We start from the raw sequence: 16,693 nt of genomic DNA on the forward strand, positions 1-16,693 counted from the left end.
AATAACAGATGAAAAGTTTCATCAGATAGGAGTGATAATATGCCAATCAGAATTACCGGTCTGACATCAGGTCTTGATACAGAGTCTATCATTTCAGCTCTGGTATCTTCATACAACTATAAGACGAATAAATACAAAAAGGCACAGACAAAATTATCCTGGAAGCAGGATGCGTGGAAAACACTGAATACGAAGATTTACAGTCTTTACAGCAGCGTCGGCAGCATGAAATTATCTACCGCATATAATTTAAAATCAACAACTGTTTCCGATTCTACCAAAGCAACGGTAAAGGCAGGAAATAATGCACCGACCGGAACACAGCAGTTAAATATTCTTAAAGTTGCGCAGGCGGGTTATCTGACCGGAGCACAGCTTTCAAGCAAGACGACGACATCCACAACACTTGCTGAACTAGGTTATACAGGTGGAGATGCAAAGATCAATCTGACAAAGGGTGATGGTACAACAAAAGAGATCACATTAACACAGGGATCAACCGTTGGTGATGTGATTGCATCATTAAAAGATGCCGGTGTCAGTGCAAACTATGATGCAACAAATCATCGTATCTTCATTAGCTCAAAGGATACCGGAAAAGATAACGATTTTACCCTGACCGGTGCAAATACAGAAGGTGCGAGAGCACTGTATCAGATGGGACTGGCTGTTGGTTCGGATGCAACAAATGCAACATATAAGTCTTATACGCAGTACTATGATGCAGATGGTACACAACTAGAACAGAATGTTGTGAAGGCCATCGAGAAATATCAGAAGGCGCAGGCATCATATAAGACAGCATCAGGACAGAATGCGAATCTTTCATCTGCATATGGATATGCAGCGGCATATACAGAGATGATGGATGCGTTAAAAAACAGTGGTTTATCTGCTGATGATCAGAAGAAACTTAAAACTTTACTTGGCATGAGTGCAACCCAGAGAGTGAATTCTGTGATGGATGCGGCTGGGAATGTATATACAGAAGCAGGTAAAGATGCAGATGGTAATACGATTTACGCGTATGATAATAATGGAACCAAACAGTATATACAGAAAGTTGTAACTTATCAGGGAAGCGATAATCTTACCTATACAGCGAATGATGACGGAACTTATACAGATAAAGATGGTCATGTCTGGACAGCAACCGGTGATAAGGATGATGATGGAAATGCAAAATATTCTTATATCTCAGATGATGGCACGACACAGACGATCAGTATCAAAGAAAATGTGGCATATTATAATGCTACAGGTACATCGCATAAGATTGGGGATAAGTATACAGATAAAAACGGAGTTGTGTATACACCGAATGATAACGGAACATATGCAGGAACAGATGGAAAAAATTATATATTAGACGGAACCACTTTTAAGGAAGTAGATAGTGATAAAAATGTAGTCAGTGGTGGAAAAACAGTTGCTGTGTCAGATTGTACAACAGAAGATATTACAGAGATGAAATATACACAGGGAACTGCAGCAACAGGTATCGAACGTTCCGCAGATGTACTCAGTAAGATTAGAGAGGATAAGAAGGATACACTTACCGATGAGGTTGTTTCTAAATTGACATCTAATATTGAGAAAGTCAATGTGTATGAAAGTGCAGAGGATTCACTGGCTGCTGATGATGAATATTCCAGAAAGAATATCATTGATTCCATTCAGCAGGCATATCAAACAGGTAAAGCAAGTGATGTTACAAAGGTGACAAACAAATATGCGGAGGTCATTACAAAGAATCAGACGACCATGACCACAGCACAGAAAACGATGGATGATAATTCGGTACTTGCAGATCTGGCTGCAATGGATTCAACTTCATCAGACTATACAACAGCATTAACTGCATTTGTAAAGAAAGTACAGAATTCAAAAGAAATTATGGATCAGAGCTCTCAATATACCAATTCAGGTGCTAAGAAGATTGATGGCTGTGATTCTGAAATTAAATTAAACGGTATTACATACACCAGTTCACTGAATACCTACTCTATCAACGGACTTTCCATTACTGCAATGCAGGCAACCGGAGATGGGGATACCAATGCGATTACCGTCACAACTGCGACCGATACACAGGCAATTTACGATAAGATCAAGAGTTTCCTGACACAGTACAATTCTCTGATCAACGAAATGACATCACTTTACAACGCAGATACGGCAAAGGGATATGAGCCTTTGACAGATGATGAAAAGAGTGCAATGTCCGATTCAGAAGTTGAGAAGTGGGAAGAAAAAATTAAATCTTCACTGCTCCGCCGTGATGACAGCCTGGAAAGTGTCATGAATCTGATGACGAATGCCATGAGTCAGCCGGTTACGATTGATGGCAAGAAATATTATCTGTCAAGTTTTGGAATCAAGACATTAGGTTTCTTGAATGCACCGGAGAACCAGCAGAATGCATATCATATTGACGGTGACGAGGACGATACAGCAACTTCCGGAAACGAAGATAAGCTGATGGCAATGATCAACTCTGATCCGGATACGGTCGTTTCCTTTATGCAGCAGCTTACGACCAATTTATACGATGCAATTGGAACGAAGATGAAATCTTCAACTTTAAGCAGTATTTATAAAGTATACAATGATAAAGAGATGGCTTCTGAATACAGTGATTACACCACCACGATCAAAAAGTGGGAGCAGAAACTGCAGGATCAGGAGGACGCATATTACAAGAAGTTCTCTGCAATGGAGACAGCATTGTCTAAATTACAGAGCCAGACATCTTCATTATCCAACCTGTTCGGAGGTTGATAAAAAGAAATATTGGCAAAGATTAAGGGTATCTGTTCTGCCTGAATGCGGGACAGATATTTCTGACATGAATTATAGCTAAAATACAGAATTACATATGGAGGAAATGATTTATGCTGGCTAACAAGGGATACGCAGCGTATGCAAACAACAAAGTTATGACTGCATCACCGGCAGAATTGACATTGATGCTTTATGAAGGTGCGATAAAATTTTCGAATATTGCGGTTGAGGCAATTGAGGCGAAAGATATACAGAAAGCCCATGATAATATTATAAAAGTAGAGCACATTATTGAGGAGTTTCAGAGTACGTTGAATCATAAATATCCGGTGGCAAAAGATTTTGATGAGGTATATAATTATCTGATGATGCGCTTACAGGAAGCAAACATGAAAAAAGATAAGGAAATCATGGAAGAAGTATTGAAACATCTTCGTACCATGCGTGATACCTGGAAACAGGTTATGAAGCTGGCACATACACAGCAGTAAGGATATGGAAAAGATGGAGAAAAACCAATATATTCCGGTTATGATACAGAGCCTGAAAAAAAAGAGTGAGATATTAGATACCATTATGGAATTAAATATCAGGCAGAGTGAAGAATTGGAAAATCCTGCATTAGATCCGGATGATTTTGATAAGACAGTAGAGGAAAAGTCAAAGCAGATCGAAAAGCTGGATCTATTGGATGATGGTTTTCAGGAACTGTTTGACCGGGTAAAAGATGACTTGAAGAATCATCAGGATCTTTATCGTGATGAAATAGCGCAGATGCAGGATTATATCCGTAAATTAACCAGTAAAAGTGCAACCATACAGGTACAGGAAGCACGCAATAAAGATTTAATGACAAAAAAATTTGCATCTGTACATAAACAGGTCAGAGAAGTCCGCAAGAGCCAGCGTGTTGTAAATCAGTATTATAAAAATATGATGAAGACAAACTATGGCGAGTCGGTGTTTACGGACAAGAAGAAATAGAGATAGAAAAAAGAAAAAAATTTCTTTTTTACTATAAAGTATCGGGATGAACATCCGATATATAATACAAGTAAACAAAGTGATGATGAACATTACTTGAAAAAGTTACTTGGCAGTGGAACAGAATGGAGCGTACGGCCGGGATGGAAAGCTGCAAAATTAAGACGATGCGGCATGGAAGCCGCAGTAAATTCAAGGAGGAAATGAATTATGGTAGTACAGCACAATCTTACAGCTATGAACGCTAACAGACAGTTAGGTATCACAACAGGAGCTCAGGCAAAATCTTCTGAGAAATTATCTTCTGGTTACAGAATCAACCGTGCAGGTGATGATGCTGCTGGTTTAACAATTTCTGAGAAAATGAGAAGCCAGATCCGTGGATTAAACAAAGCTTCTGACAACGCTCAGGACGGTGTTTCTTTAATCCAGGTTGCTGAGGGTGCATTAAACGAGACTCACTCTATCTTACAGCGTATGAATGAGTTATCTACTCAGGCAGCAAACGATACTAACACAACTGCTGATAGAACAGCTATCCAGAAAGAGATTGACCAGTTACAGTCTGAGATCACAAGAATCTCTTCTACAACTCAGTTCAACACAATGAACTTAATCGATGGAAAATTCACAGGAAAGAACCTTCAGGTTGGTTCTCTTTGCGGACAGACCATCACAGTTTCTATCGACTCTATGTCTGCATCTAGCTTAGGAGTAAACTCTCTTAAAGTTTCTAGCTTCTCAGCAGCAGGTGCAGCTATGTGTTCCGTTCAGAAAGCTATCAGCATGGTATCTGAGCAGAGATCTAAACTTGGTGCTATCCAGAACCGTTTAGAGCACACAATCGCTAACCTTGATAACATCGCTGAGAATACTCAGTCAGCAGAGTCTCGTATCCGTGATACAGATATGGCTGAAGAGATGGTTGAGTACAGCAAGAACAACATCCTTGCTCAGGCAGGACAGTCTATGCTTGCTCAGGCTAACCAGTCTACTCAGGGTGTACTTTCTCTGTTACAGTAATTGTAAGAGACAATCGTACGAACATAATAAAACCGGCAGTTTACTGCCGGTTTTATTTTTTATATGGAGATAACAGTTGAACTATGGGTTGATAGGAGAATGGATATGGAAGAACAGAAACTGACAGAACAGTTAAAAGCGTGTGCCGATCTGTTTTATCAGAACCATGAAAAAGAAGCATATCAGATGCTGGCAAATTTACTTGTGGATGTAAGCGGAAAAATGCAGACATTGACAGAATTATTGGCGCAATTACCGGAGAATACCGGAATGACAATGCAGCAGAAGGTAAGAGATGATCTGCAGGAACTTGTAACATCGTATCAGTATAAAGATGCTCTCGCATTGGCAGATTTATTATATTATGATATCCCGGAAGAATTAGGACTCTTGGAAGAATAAAAACAGGGGGATGGACAGTGGAGATACTAGAACGCAATGAACAGGCACTGGAATGTTTGGAGAAAAAGTTTATTTTAAAGTATCAGTCCGTGAAAGACTGTGATTTTGAACATTGTTTTGTAACAGAAACAATCAATCATCAGAAAATAATATGCCAGGAAAGAGATGGATATAACTGGCGTTTGAATAGTATATATGAGCCGGAACTGGCAGCGCAGAAATATGCAAAAGGGCATAGTAAATTTAAGGATTATGCCGTGATCTGTGTGTTTGGTCTGTCGGATGGCAGAGTGGTGCGTGAACTTTGTAAGATGTGTAATGGCACACAGAAGATGATCGTTTACGAGCCGGATCATGAAAATTTTATTTTGGCAATGAGGGAGTTCCCCTTGGATGACATTATAGAGAAAGAATGGGTCTATCTTGTGGCAGAGGGCATCAATGGGGAACGGCTGCACGGCAAACTGGATGAATGGATCGGTTATGAGAACCGAAATCTGGTAACACAATATATTCTGCCAAATTATGATGTTTTATATCTTAAGCAGGGAGAAGAATATATTGAGAAAATGCTTTATTGCATAAAGAAGCATGTGTTTAATATGAATACAGAAGTTGCGTTTGGAAAGCAGTTGGCGAATAACTTGTTATATAATCTGCCGTATGTATTGAAGGAGAGTTCCATCAATAATTTAAAACAGGCGATAAACCAGTATGATATATCAGAAATCCCTGCTATTATCGTCTCGGCGGGGCCATCACTGGATAAAAATATCAGACAGTTAAAGGAAGTGGGAAACCGTGCCTTTATTATTGCAGTGGATTCGGCATTGAAGGCACTGACAAGAAAGGACATTGATTTTCATATTGGAATCAGTGTAGATCCGCGAAAGAATCCGGAATTATTTAAGGAGGAACGGATCCGTCAATACCCGATCGTTCTGACTGCAAATTCGATCCCGACGATAGCAAAAGAAAATAAAAGCCGTCTTTTTTATGAATCTCCGGCAGGATTTGAAGGATTTGAGGAAGTGATAGAAAAACGCTGCGGGGAGAAATTAGGAGAGCTGCATACTGGTGGCTCTGTAGCGACGGATGCGTTTTCCTTGGCAGAGTTTCTGGGCTTTCAAAAAATCATCCTGATCGGTCAGGATCTGGCATATACCAGGGGAAAAACTCATGTCAGTGGATTTGCTGAGAGTGAAGCAAATAAGCGTGATGAGGATCTGCTTATGGAAGTAGAGGGTATGGATGGAAGTATGTTAATGACAGACATACAGATGGATTCTTACCGTAAATGGTTTGAACTGGCAATCAAACGGAATGCAGGAAAGATAACCGTATACAATGCAACCGAAGGCGGAGCCAGAATACATGGAGCGATCGAACTGACACTGAAAGAGGCGATCGACCAGCTGTGTCAAAAAGAGCAGGATTTTCCGTCGATCATTAAAAGTGCACCACGGATGCTGACAGAAGAAGAAAGAAAGGACTTAGAGCAGGAATTTTACCACTTAGATGACTATCTGGATGGATTGAAACAACAGATCGTGGCAGGAAGAGAAGCATACCAGACCCTGATCCGTCTGGAAGAGAGCAATGGACAGAATACGGCTGAATATCAGGAGATGGTCCGCCGGATTGGCAGGGTCAACGATATTGATGAGCAGGAACAGTTCATGAATTTCATTAAATTTTATGCAAAGCAGACAGAGTATGCCGTTGCTGAGGATATCTATACGGCAGAGGAGTTGTCTGTAAAGGAGATTGCAGAGCGTGGGATCAGGCTGTTGAATGGATATGAAGAGGGAATAAATATTGCGATGGTGCAGGTAGATGCCATATTAAAGCCCGTATTAAAAAAAGAGTGTTCCGATTGATCGGAACACTCTTTTTAGTTCCACATACTGCAAGGCGCGTAACGGGATGCTGTGACCTGTTTGGTAAGAAATTCAGGAGAAGGATCTGTTATGGTTCCCTGTGTGAAATATTCGATCGCATCGATAATTTCACGGCAGCTGTTTCCAACATTACTGAAGGTATCCCAGCCCTTTTTCACATAATCTTCGTAAGGGATGGTGTGAGCCATAACAGCTTCAGCGGTCTGACGCAGTTCGGCTTTATGGCATTTGATGACAAAATCAACTGGAACGCTGGCAGGCCGGCTTGGCGTTTCGTCCGGGATCAGCCAGTCTGTGACAGCAATGCTTGGTTTATTCAGTAGGATGGCATCAATCATAACATTTGATTCGTCTGATACGAGCAGATCACAGAGCGCGATTGCGGTCATAATACTTTCGGTAGGATCCATATAATAGACATTATCGTATTCATGTTCATGCAGCTTGCGCATTTCGATCGTGTTCGCCAAAATATCAGGGAATAATTTCCAGTTGGCATGTTTGATCACCAGATTGACAGGGAGAGATGACAACGCCTTTACAAAGTCATCCTCTTTGCCGTCATTTTCCCAGGATGGCGCGTAGACAATGGTGTAATCATACTTCAAATGAAACTCTTCCCGTACTGCATTAGCGCGTTCCTGCAATGCTTCCCCATTTATCTCATCACTCTTAGGATAGCCGAGAGTGTAGACACCGTGACGTGGGTGGGCGTATGGAAAACAACTGCAATGCGCCCAACGGTCTGCCCAGGTCTTGCCGGGCAGGATACCAATGTCAAATTTATTCCAGCGTTCTACTTCCCAGAAGTTAGGCCAGTAGTGATCTCCCTGTGTCATATCGTGAAGTAAAATGACAGAGAAACGCGCGTTTTCAGGATAACAGATATGTTGCGAATAAACGCAGATATCGGATCTGACTTTTCGGTCATCGCTTAAGACTACTTTGAAACCACGACGTTCGGCTTCCCTGATAATGGGTAAAAGATTATAGTAGCAGCCATCGGATTGATTGGTAATAAACGTAATTTCACGAGGAAAATGCGTTTCTTTGCTGGGAAGAGGAACCGGTTTTTCCGGTATCTGGCAGGAGAGTTTTCCAATGTCTGTCAGAAAATGGATGTATGCTTCATAATGTGCTCTTGTTGCAGAGACATCTTTGTATGCTTCGGGAATTGTCGAGACATAAGGGGTATACAGATATCCGATATGTGCCGGCAATAACAGCTGATATAGCAATGCCATGGAGCAGATATCCGGTGTGACCTGTTCGGTGAAAAAGGATAATGTTTTGGCGTAAGCGGTAGAGGCCAGCAGTGTGGATAAATTGCCATACAGATTGATATTTCCACTGATGGAATATTCTAAAAGGAGCTGACCGGTTAAAATTTTATTGCCGAGTGTCTCTTCGTAGGCGTAATCCGGATGAAAGATGATGGTTCCATCATCATCAATATGATTCCGTGCGCAGACAATACCATCAAGCTGTGCAGACTGTTTCAGATGATAGAGCATGGATGCAATCCGATTTGCGTCATAACGCTGATGCTCTTCCAGAAAACAGAAATATTCACTGTCACAGGTTGGGAGAATCGATGCAAGGTCATTGATGTAGTCATAACCGGAAAACTGGATCAGTTCCAGGTCCTGATAGGTTTCGGTGGAAAGATAGGCTTCCAGAGCAGCATCACTGACATCCAGACTGATCAGAGTTACTTTTGGTCCGTTGTAGTTTAAGAGTGAAATAGAACAGGCTTCATAAAAGTCATCACAGCCAAAGGAGTTTTTGTAAATATTCAGACATTCGTAAGCGGTTACATAATCCTGGCTTTCAAAACAGGTCTGGATGAGTGTTTGCATTTCTTCTTGTGGTGTTTGCATGATGGTTCTCCTAATAATAAACAGTTTAAAGATGGAAAGCGGTTTCTAACATTTGTGTAATACGGGTCAGGTAAGTGTGGTGCGCTTTAACCTTTTCATAGGCATTGTGTGCGATCTCTTTCCGTTTGGCGGGATGGGAAAGGTAGTATGCGGTCAGATTCAGAAGTTCCTCTTTGGAGGAATAAAGGACGATGTCTTCCCCAGGAACAAAATAATCCGGGATCTCTGCCTGATAGTTCGAAATTAAAAAGCCCTGACAACCCAGCACATCCCAGATGCGCAGTGGGATACCGGAACGAATGGACTTTGCAGTCATATTCAGATTGATGCAGCTTTCATGGAAAACAAGCGGCATTTCAGTATGCGTTTTGACACGTCCACGAAAATGCACCGGAAGGCTTGAAGCATTGCTATTGGAATACAGATCCACAGAGAAATGAGAGCCAAGTGCGGTAAGCATTTCAACGCGTTCCAATTCGGTGATCCTCGGGCCAAGGTAAAACTGCGCTAATGCGGCGCGGTAGTCTTTCCGTGAGCGTTCCGGGAACTGATAGAAGGTCGGTGTATGAGATACAATATCGTTTACCAGAGCTGGATCCAGTGCTTCTTCCAGAAAGAAATAGCCATATACTTTTTTCTGCGCCTGTAAAAGTCCCTCAATATAGCCTTTGCTGTAAGTGGAGGGAAACTTTAACTCATAATAGGGGCACTTCTCAGAATAAAGAGAACCAATAAAAGAAACGTCGGAAGAAAAAGACGATTTCTGCTGCATTGATGCCTGTGACAGAACACGATCCCAGCGATTGACGTTCGTTGCAAGTGGAATGTGGAAAATGCAGTCTGGATTTGACGGTGCAAATTCTTCATAGAGTGTCCGGTCGAACAGAAAAATACGATTGCACGGATTTTTGATCGCATCCGAATAGAGCTCTAATACAGGGCTGTCCACGATCAGGCATAAGTAAGGAATGTGATAGATGTTACAACATTCGGATATGGCAGGATAAAAATTGATGGTAAAGACAAACTGATAGTCCCTTTTGGAAAGAGCCTGATCGATCAGCTGTATCTGCTCTTTGCCAGTCAGGGACTTGTTTTTAATCTCTTCTGAAATGGAGTCCACATGAAAGCCTAATTCCTCAAATCCTTCCATGATATCCGGTTCACAAATGCTGCCATATTGATAAAATAGTATATTCATGTGCTGCTCCTGTTTAGTGTTTGCGGTATTTCAGCTTCTCGCGCTGTACCTGTTCGATCGGAAGGATTTCTTCGGACTTGTAGGTTAAAGAGTCATAGACAGCGTTTAAGTTTCGGACAAGCTTACGCACGCCATCCGGCTCTAACGATGCGGCATGGTCGGTGCCTTTCCAGGTACGGTCTAACGTATAATGACGTTCAATCACGTTTGCGCCTAGGGTGTAAGCGGCAACATCAACGGCAATACCGAGGTGATGACCGGAGAAGCCGATCTTCTTTACGCGGGAGCCGTAGCTTTTTTTCATGCGCTCGATCTCCAACAGACAGATATCAGAGAATGGTACCGGATAACCGGAGGTGCAGTTGAAAAGCACAAGATCTTTTGCACGTCCGTTGTTTTCAAACAGTGTCACAATCTGTTCCTCTTCCGCATGTGTTGTCATTCCGAAAGATAACTGGATCTCGCCCTGATAGTTGTCACAGAGCCACTGCAGCATTTCGAAATGTGTATTGCATGCAGATGGGATCTTGATGAATTTTGGTTTCAAAGAGGCGATCTCCTTTGCGGAAGTCATATCCCAGACGGATGTGGAATAGGTGATGCCGGCTTCTTCACACCATTCTTTTAACTGGGCGTGCTGGTCGACAGTGAACTCTAAAAACTCCCGATGGGCACCATAGGTGTCACCGTAAGCATTACAAGGGTTTGGATGCGGTGCGTTGTACTGCTCCGGGGTCAGAAGTTCTTTCGGGCAGCGTTTTTGAAATTTAATCGCATCTGCATGGCAGAACATGGCTGCAACATTGATCAGTTCTTTGGCGATCTCCATGTCGCCTTTGTGGTTGCATCCGGCTTCTGCGATAATATATGGTTTTTCATAGTGTGTCATGATTAAAAATCCTCCGGTATAAAGATTATTATAAAAATAGTGATTACTGATTTAAAATAAATGTGTCATTTAAAAGAGCGGATAATCGTATAGCCCCTTGTTGGCTCAGATGATCTGCATCAAAAAAGTCAAGGGATGACCAGATCTTATAGTGGTTAAAATCAATATAGTGAATATCGTAGGGCATTTTCTCAAGTACATTTAAAATCTGTTCATGGTAAGCAGGGAGTATGAAATGGTTATATTCATCTGAAAATGGAGGGATTACAATAATAGGTTGAATTTCTTGTGAAGATAAATATAACATAAGCTTATCCAGAAGCTGTTTATTTTCACAAATGGATGTTTCATAATGTATTAGTTTATTATGAGAATCCGCACGTTCTTGAGCAAGCTGGGTTCGTAAAGAGGGTTGGCATTTGTCCCAGAGGATACCATTTAATTTTTCTGACATAGAGGTGCCCCGCTCACAATGGGAATTAAAATAAGAACCCTGTTGCCAGATAAAATAATCTATGGTTTCTTTGAGCTCTAATATAGCATTATCTGGACAATCAAATGTCTGGTAAACATCAGCCCATTTCCAAATATCGAAGTATTCAGAAAGATCCAAGTTGTGTGAGTCACGATATAGTGGATAATAGATTTGTTTTATTAAAGTATGACCGAGACGCGATTGAGAAGACAAATCTTGTCCCAGAGCATAGTAACCGAGCAGAATAAAACAGCGTTTTGGTTTGGTATAAGCATTTTTTACGGCCTGTTTGACAGCAAGAAAATCATAATAAATATCCTGATTATGCATAGATAAATTCAGCGCACCATTTTGAAATAAAGACTCTATAATGCCATATAATCCGTAAGAAGAACCAACAATCAGGTTCTCAACGGAAATGTGTTGAATTTTTTCCAGCATTGCATGTAAATAGCAAAAATTGTAATGGTTTTTTATAATTTTTATTGCTGTACTGTCAATCAGTGATGTGTTTACTGTATTTTTTTCCATCTAAGCCACCATATGTATTTTATCTAATTATATATCGGAAAATTGCCGATAAAAATTAATATAAGAGAGAGGAATAATAGCAGCGGTATATGAAAGAATATCTGTGGTTGTGCCGGGGAAAAGAAGTTCCTGTGACACAACAGACGATTAAACTGGCATTGGAGAAAAAAGGTATACGGGCGGCATGTCTGTGGGAGCAGGACGAGAGCAGGGAGCTTGACATGGAAGAGCTGCTGTTAGATGAGCGTATCGTAGCAAATGGTATTTTGCTTGAAAAAGAACTTTTGTCTGAGGCAGGCGGGAAAAATACAAGACTTCCGGCCAAAAGAGAATATGAGCTGGCTCTTCGCGTGGCAGAGCGTGAAACGGTGCATTTGCTGCCGGCTTTATTCCTGGCAGGAGAGACAGAAAAAGCGGGGGCAGGAGACGTAGAAAATGGAGTGCAGGAGATCTGGTGCGAGTTTTGTACCGATGCCTACATTGCCGGAAGATACCGTGAATTTTTGCAGGAGAGAGGGCTGTTTGAGGCAGTCGTAGAGGCGGTTTTGACCGAGGGGCTTGCAGTCGAGAGTGCGCCGAAAGTAGAGGCTTTTTTACAGCAGATGATCACGCGGACGGAAGCGTATTTTTATTACTATGATGCGACACAGCCGATCCTGATTTACCTCGGGGACAGTTGCTGCTATAACATATTAAACATTCTGGCAAATGAACTGGCAAAGGCGTTGTATGCGAAAGGAAACGCCATCCGGTTTTATGATGTTGCAGCGGAGGATGTGCAGGGACTTCCGAGGCTGCTTGGAGAGAGATATAAGGCATCCATCGGATTTCAGGCATGGATCTTTTCGGTACAGCGGAAAGATGGAGAGAGCTATTTTCAGGATCTGATCGGGGGACCGAAATATAATTTTGTACTGGATCATCCCATCTGGATGCAAAAGCAGCTGCAGTGTGCGCCGAAACGCTATTACATCCTCACGCATGACAGAAATTATCAGGCGTTTATCCGAAAATATGACAAAGGCGTTGCAGATGCGTATTTACTGCCACCGGGAGGCAGGCGGATGGCAGAGGGCGGTAACGATGACGAACGGATCTATGATGTGGCATTTCTGGGAACTTATACGGATTACCGGAACAAACTTGCCGCGATAACGAGTAGTGCGAGGGAAATAAAGTTTCTTGCAGCACGGTTTTTATCTGTTATGAGAAAAAATCCGGACATCACAGCGGAACTGGCATTTCAAAAAACACTGGATCATTATAAGATAACACTGGATCAGGAGGCGTTTCTGGAACGGTTCGGTGAGTTCAAAGAAGTGATCCAGTGTATCATGTTTTATTACCGTGAAAAGGTGGTAGAAACGATCCTGCAGGCAGGGATAAAACTGCATGTATTTGGAGATACATGGAAGAATAGCCCGTTTGCACAAAATCCTCTGCTCTGTATGCACGAAGCGGTCTTTGGCGACGAGGCGGCAGCGGTGCTGCAAAAGACAAAGCTGTCTTTAAATGTGATGGCATGGCATAAGGATGGGTTTACGGAGCGGATCGCAGACAGTATGCTTGCCGGAGCCGTAGTTGTCAGTGATAACAGCAGTCAGCTGGAGGAATTTTACAGAGACGAAACGGTAAGGTTTGAGTTACGGGAGTTAGAAAAATTGCCTGGGCTGTTAAATGGACTGCTTACGGACGAAAAGAAACGCTTAGAGATTGCAAAAGCGGCAAAAAATAAGGCAAGTGCGATGGCAAGCTGGGAAGTGCGTGCAGAGCAGTTAATGCAAATAATTGAGGAAGAGAGCACAAATCGATGAAAATATTGTTCTATCAGTGGCATTCCTTTATGAATGAAGGGGTGGAACGTGCATGGAAACAGTTGGGAATAGAATATGATACCCTATTTTACCAGCAGAGTGACTGGGAAGTGGATGATGGGATCGTGGATCTTCTGGAAAAGAAGTTAAAACAGAAAAAATATGATATGGTGTTTTCTATCAATTATGCACCATTGGTGTCCATGGTGTGTGAGAGGGAGCAGGTTCGTTATGTATCGTGGGTGTATGATGCACCGATCCATATCCGCAATATCGAAACGATGAAAAATTCCTGTAACCGGATCTTCTTTTTTGACCGGATCCAGGCGGAGAAATATAAAAAACAGGGGATCGCAGCTTATCATATGCCGCTTGCAGCAGATGTGGAGACGTTTTCACGTTATACGGCAAAGTGTGATGATCAGACGGATATATCTCTGGTCGGAAAACTCTATCAGACCGAGTACCAGTATTATATGGGGCCGCTAAATACTTATCAGAGAGGATATCTCGATGGAATCCTCCAGGCGCAGATGAAGGTGTATGGCGGATATTTTCTGGGAGACCTGCTAGATGATGCGCTTTTGCAGGAATTAAATGCGTGCTATCAGAAAGCATCTAATGGAGAGGTGGCTGTTACAAAAGCGGAACTGGAATATATGATGGCGTGTGAGATCACTGGCAGGGAACGGTATCTGGCACTGGCAGTATTGTCCAGTCATCATGCAGTCAGGCTGTATTCCACCGATAAGGATGCCCGTCTCGATAAAGTAGAATATATGGGATATGCAGATTATTATAAGCAGATGCCGGAAATTTTTAAATCCAGCAGGATAAATCTGAATATTTCACTGAAGATCATCCAAAGTGGAATTCCGTTAAGGGTTTTTGATATATTAGGATGTGGCGGTTTCCTGCTGACAAACTTTCAGGCAGAGATGCCGGAGTATTTTACGATCGGGGATGATTTCGTCGTTTATGAAAGCATCGAAGATCTGTATGCAAAAGCAGATTTTTATCTGCGAAATGAAAGCGAGCGGAACCGTATTGCACGTCATGGGTTTGAAACGGTTCAGAAATACTATACGTTCCGCCAGCAGATTGAAAAAATCATCCGGGCAGCGGAGTAAAAGAAAAATGAGGGATTTACCCCTCATTTTTTTGTGCACTGGATTTCTCTAAAATATGTATAAATTCTTTTGCCCGGCTGTCCCAGGTATGGTCTGTAAGGGCATTTTGATAGCCGTTTTGTGCGATCCGGGAAAGCTGTGCCGGGTCAGAGAGCGCAGAACGCACAAGTTCTGGCAGGGCAGAAAGCTGATCTAAGTCATAGAGCAGCACATCCTTTCCGTCGGAAAAATGTTCTTCCATATAAGGATTGCGCTCTGTGAGGACTGCCGCTTTTTGAAGCATGGCATTTAAAATACGTTCGGTAATGGCATCTTTGTGCCAGGTCATCGTGTTTAGCGCGATCTTAGACTGTTGCCAGATAGAAAGACATTCGCTCGTGGAGAGGTCTTTGTTATGCCAGAGAAAATTTGGATTTTCACGGAGCGGGCAGGTGCTCCAGCTTGTACCAAATACATGCACCGGAATACCGGCATCCAGAAGAGTTTTCAACACCTTCATGCGGTAATAGGTGGACAGATAGACCGGAAGATCCCGGAACTTGTGGAAAAGTTCTGCAAATTCATTCCAGGAAAGCTGCATGTGATAGTGGTCCAGTGCCAGAGACAGCGCATGTTCTGCCGGCAGGGATGGATTTTTTTTCATGATGAGCCAGAAACGGTTGGCGAGGAAACGTTCTTTCCGGTCAAATTCAGAAAAAAGCTCCAGCACAAAAGAAAAATTATCAAAGTAGCTTCCGATAAAGGTCACATCATAAATACGTTCCTGTGGTTCAAACGAGGTGCGTATGCCTCCCGGTGGAAAAAAGATGGCATCGACCGGGTAAGTCTTTCTGGCGTAGGCAGCGTAATTGCGGTCTACGGTCAGGAGCGTAAGCTGGCTTGGAACATCTTTCAGATGATTTTCGAATCTGGACGGGTGGTCAAAAAGGAAATTATATTTTGACCCCCCAATTTTGTCATGTAAAAATCCCATGCCGTGATTCAGTTTCACGGAAAACATATAGCTCTGGACGCCGATGATCGCCTGATAGTGTCTGCCGATGAGGCGGTAGGATTCGGTAAAATCTTCGGAGGACAGATCAAAATATTCTACGAGATAGCCAAGCCTGTGAAGCGCCGCGCCAAACTGTCTGGCAAATACGGTCAGGATCTGGTAGCAGACACTGTCTCCGGTGTAGATTAAAAACGGCTGGCTTCCGGCATAGAGGTACTGGTAGGCAGGTGCTTCAGACAGCATATCCGAAAGATACGAGACCAGTTCTTCCTGCTTCTGGATGGACTGGGCAAGCTCTAACAGGCTGCTGACAGCCGCATCAAAATAGTCCTGTTGCTGCAGGAGCTGTTTGTAGCGGGAGACGATATAACAATCCGCTTTTAAGGAATCAAACGTGACTGGTTCGGGTGAGGAAGAAAGTACACTGTATTGCTCCAGGTCAGCCGGTGCATCCGCAGTAAGAATGACCGGATACTCTGTGGCAAGGCGCAGCAGCAATTCATAGACCTGCTTGCACGGCAGGCGGTGATTTCGGGTGCTTACTGTTTCAAAACATGCCGTTGGGACATAGATCGTGCTGTCATAAAGCAGCGTTTCGTCCAGAAGGATGTCTAAAAATTGCAAAGACACGGACTCGTTATAAGTTGGATTGCAAATGGTAATGTGCAGGTCATGCTCAGTCATA

General features: G+C 42.5%; 13 protein-coding genes. 8 read left to right on the plus strand and 5 right to left on the minus strand.

Annotation, left to right across the window (positions count from 1 at the left end; genetic code table 11):
- Positions 1-39 precede the first annotated feature (39 nt).
- The 6 genes from fliD to H8S51_RS02305 all read left to right on the plus strand — a co-directional run bounded on the left by fliD (position 40) and on the right by H8S51_RS02305 (position 7,073).
- Positions 40-2,781, plus strand: coding sequence for a flagellar filament capping protein FliD (gene fliD, locus H8S51_RS02280; RefSeq protein ID WP_186899944.1), 2,742 nt, complete (start codon positions 40-42; stop codon positions 2,779-2,781).
- A 113-nt stretch (positions 2,782-2,894) separates the two neighbouring features.
- Positions 2,895-3,275: a flagellar export chaperone FliS gene (gene fliS, locus H8S51_RS02285; RefSeq protein ID WP_015521068.1), complete on the plus strand. Its 381-nt coding sequence runs from the start codon at positions 2,895-2,897 to the stop codon at positions 3,273-3,275.
- A 13-nt stretch (positions 3,276-3,288) separates the two neighbouring features.
- Positions 3,289-3,768 carry a flagellar export chaperone FlgN gene (gene flgN / locus H8S51_RS02290; protein WP_330615233.1) on the plus strand — a complete coding sequence of 160 codons (480 nt, stop codon included), beginning with the start codon at positions 3,289-3,291 and terminating at the stop codon, positions 3,766-3,768.
- A 210-nt stretch (positions 3,769-3,978) separates the two neighbouring features.
- Entirely contained in the window at positions 3,979-4,791 is an 813-nt protein-coding gene (locus tag H8S51_RS02295) for a flagellin N-terminal helical domain-containing protein (protein ID WP_186899946.1), read from the plus strand.
- 105 nt (positions 4,792-4,896) lie between these two features.
- The gene (locus tag H8S51_RS02300) at positions 4,897-5,193 is read left to right on the plus strand and encodes a hypothetical protein (RefSeq protein ID WP_186899947.1); all 297 of its coding nucleotides are present in this window, start codon (positions 4,897-4,899) and stop codon (positions 5,191-5,193) included.
- A 17-nt stretch (positions 5,194-5,210) separates the two neighbouring features.
- Complete coding sequence (locus H8S51_RS02305; RefSeq protein WP_186899948.1) at positions 5,211-7,073, plus strand: motility associated factor glycosyltransferase family protein; 1,863 nt, start codon at positions 5,211-5,213, stop codon at positions 7,071-7,073.
- Positions 7,074-7,087: 14 nt separating this feature from the next.
- Here H8S51_RS02305 and H8S51_RS02310 read toward each other — a convergent pair whose 3' ends face one another.
- Genes H8S51_RS02310 through H8S51_RS02325 form a run of 4 tightly spaced genes read right to left on the minus strand, consistent with a single transcriptional unit; the run spans position 7,088 to position 12,070 of the window.
- Positions 7,088-8,974 carry a CDP-glycerol glycerophosphotransferase family protein gene (locus H8S51_RS02310; protein ID WP_186899949.1) on the minus strand — a complete coding sequence of 629 codons (1,887 nt, stop codon included), beginning with the start codon at positions 8,972-8,974 and terminating at the stop codon, positions 7,088-7,090.
- Positions 8,975-8,999: 25 nt separating this feature from the next.
- A complete protein-coding gene (locus tag H8S51_RS02315; RefSeq protein WP_186899950.1) occupies positions 9,000-10,175 on the minus strand; it encodes a glycosyltransferase family protein in 1,176 nt (391 codons plus the stop codon).
- Positions 10,176-10,188: 13 nt separating this feature from the next.
- Entirely contained in the window at positions 10,189-11,064 is an 876-nt protein-coding gene (locus tag H8S51_RS02320; RefSeq protein WP_186899951.1) for an N-acetylneuraminate synthase family protein, read from the minus strand.
- Positions 11,065-11,107: 43 nt separating this feature from the next.
- A complete protein-coding gene (locus tag H8S51_RS02325) occupies positions 11,108-12,070 on the minus strand; it encodes a hypothetical protein (protein ID WP_186899952.1) in 963 nt (320 codons plus the stop codon).
- A gap of 89 nt (positions 12,071-12,159) precedes the next feature.
- On the opposite strand from H8S51_RS02325, the gene H8S51_RS02330 reads away from it, so the two are divergent.
- Positions 12,160-13,884, plus strand: a complete 1,725-nt coding sequence (locus tag H8S51_RS02330) for a glycosyltransferase family protein (RefSeq protein WP_186899953.1) — start codon at positions 12,160-12,162, stop codon at positions 13,882-13,884.
- Positions 13,881-15,014, plus strand: a complete 1,134-nt coding sequence (locus H8S51_RS02335; protein WP_186899954.1) for a CgeB family protein — start codon at positions 13,881-13,883, stop codon at positions 15,012-15,014. The genes H8S51_RS02330 and H8S51_RS02335 overlap by 4 nt, the downstream gene beginning before the upstream one ends.
- A 16-nt stretch (positions 15,015-15,030) precedes the next feature.
- Here H8S51_RS02335 and H8S51_RS02340 read toward each other — a convergent pair whose 3' ends face one another.
- The gene (locus tag H8S51_RS02340) at positions 15,031-16,692 is read right to left on the minus strand and encodes a glycosyltransferase family protein (protein ID WP_186899955.1); all 1,662 of its coding nucleotides are present in this window, start codon (positions 16,690-16,692) and stop codon (positions 15,031-15,033) included.
- Between the last annotated feature and the right edge of the window lies 1 nt (position 16,693).

The organism is Roseburia rectibacter, from assembly GCF_014287515.2.
GTDB classification, from domain to species: Bacteria; Bacillota; Clostridia; order Lachnospirales; family Lachnospiraceae; genus Roseburia; species Roseburia rectibacter.

What these genes read in the sequence shown, in the direction of transcription:
- fliD (WP_186899944.1), top strand. Translation starts at nt 40, where the DNA reads ATGCCAATCAGAATTACCGGTCTGACATCAGGTCTTGATACAGAGTCT.
- fliS (WP_015521068.1), top strand. Translation starts at nt 2,895, where the DNA reads ATGCTGGCTAACAAGGGATACGCAGCGTATGCAAACAACAAAGTTATG.
- flgN (WP_330615233.1), top strand. Translation starts at nt 3,289, where the DNA reads ATGGAGAAAAACCAATATATTCCGGTTATGATACAGAGCCTGAAAAAA.
- H8S51_RS02295 (WP_186899946.1), top strand. Translation starts at nt 3,979, where the DNA reads ATGGTAGTACAGCACAATCTTACAGCTATGAACGCTAACAGACAGTTA.
- H8S51_RS02300 (WP_186899947.1), top strand. Translation starts at nt 4,897, where the DNA reads ATGGAAGAACAGAAACTGACAGAACAGTTAAAAGCGTGTGCCGATCTG.
- H8S51_RS02310 (WP_186899949.1), bottom strand. Translation starts at nt 8,974, where the DNA reads ATGCAAACACCACAAGAAGAAATGCAAACACTCATCCAGACCTGTTTT.
- H8S51_RS02315 (WP_186899950.1), bottom strand. Translation starts at nt 10,175, where the DNA reads ATGAATATACTATTTTATCAATATGGCAGCATTTGTGAACCGGATATC.
- H8S51_RS02320 (WP_186899951.1), bottom strand. Translation starts at nt 11,064, where the DNA reads ATGACACACTATGAAAAACCATATATTATCGCAGAAGCCGGATGCAAC.
- H8S51_RS02325 (WP_186899952.1), bottom strand. Translation starts at nt 12,070, where the DNA reads ATGGAAAAAAATACAGTAAACACATCACTGATTGACAGTACAGCAATA.
- H8S51_RS02330 (WP_186899953.1), top strand. Translation starts at nt 12,160, where the DNA reads ATGAAAGAATATCTGTGGTTGTGCCGGGGAAAAGAAGTTCCTGTGACA.
- H8S51_RS02335 (WP_186899954.1), top strand. Translation starts at nt 13,881, where the DNA reads ATGAAAATATTGTTCTATCAGTGGCATTCCTTTATGAATGAAGGGGTG.
- H8S51_RS02340 (WP_186899955.1), bottom strand. Translation starts at nt 16,692, where the DNA reads ATGACTGAGCATGACCTGCACATTACCATTTGCAATCCAACTTATAAC.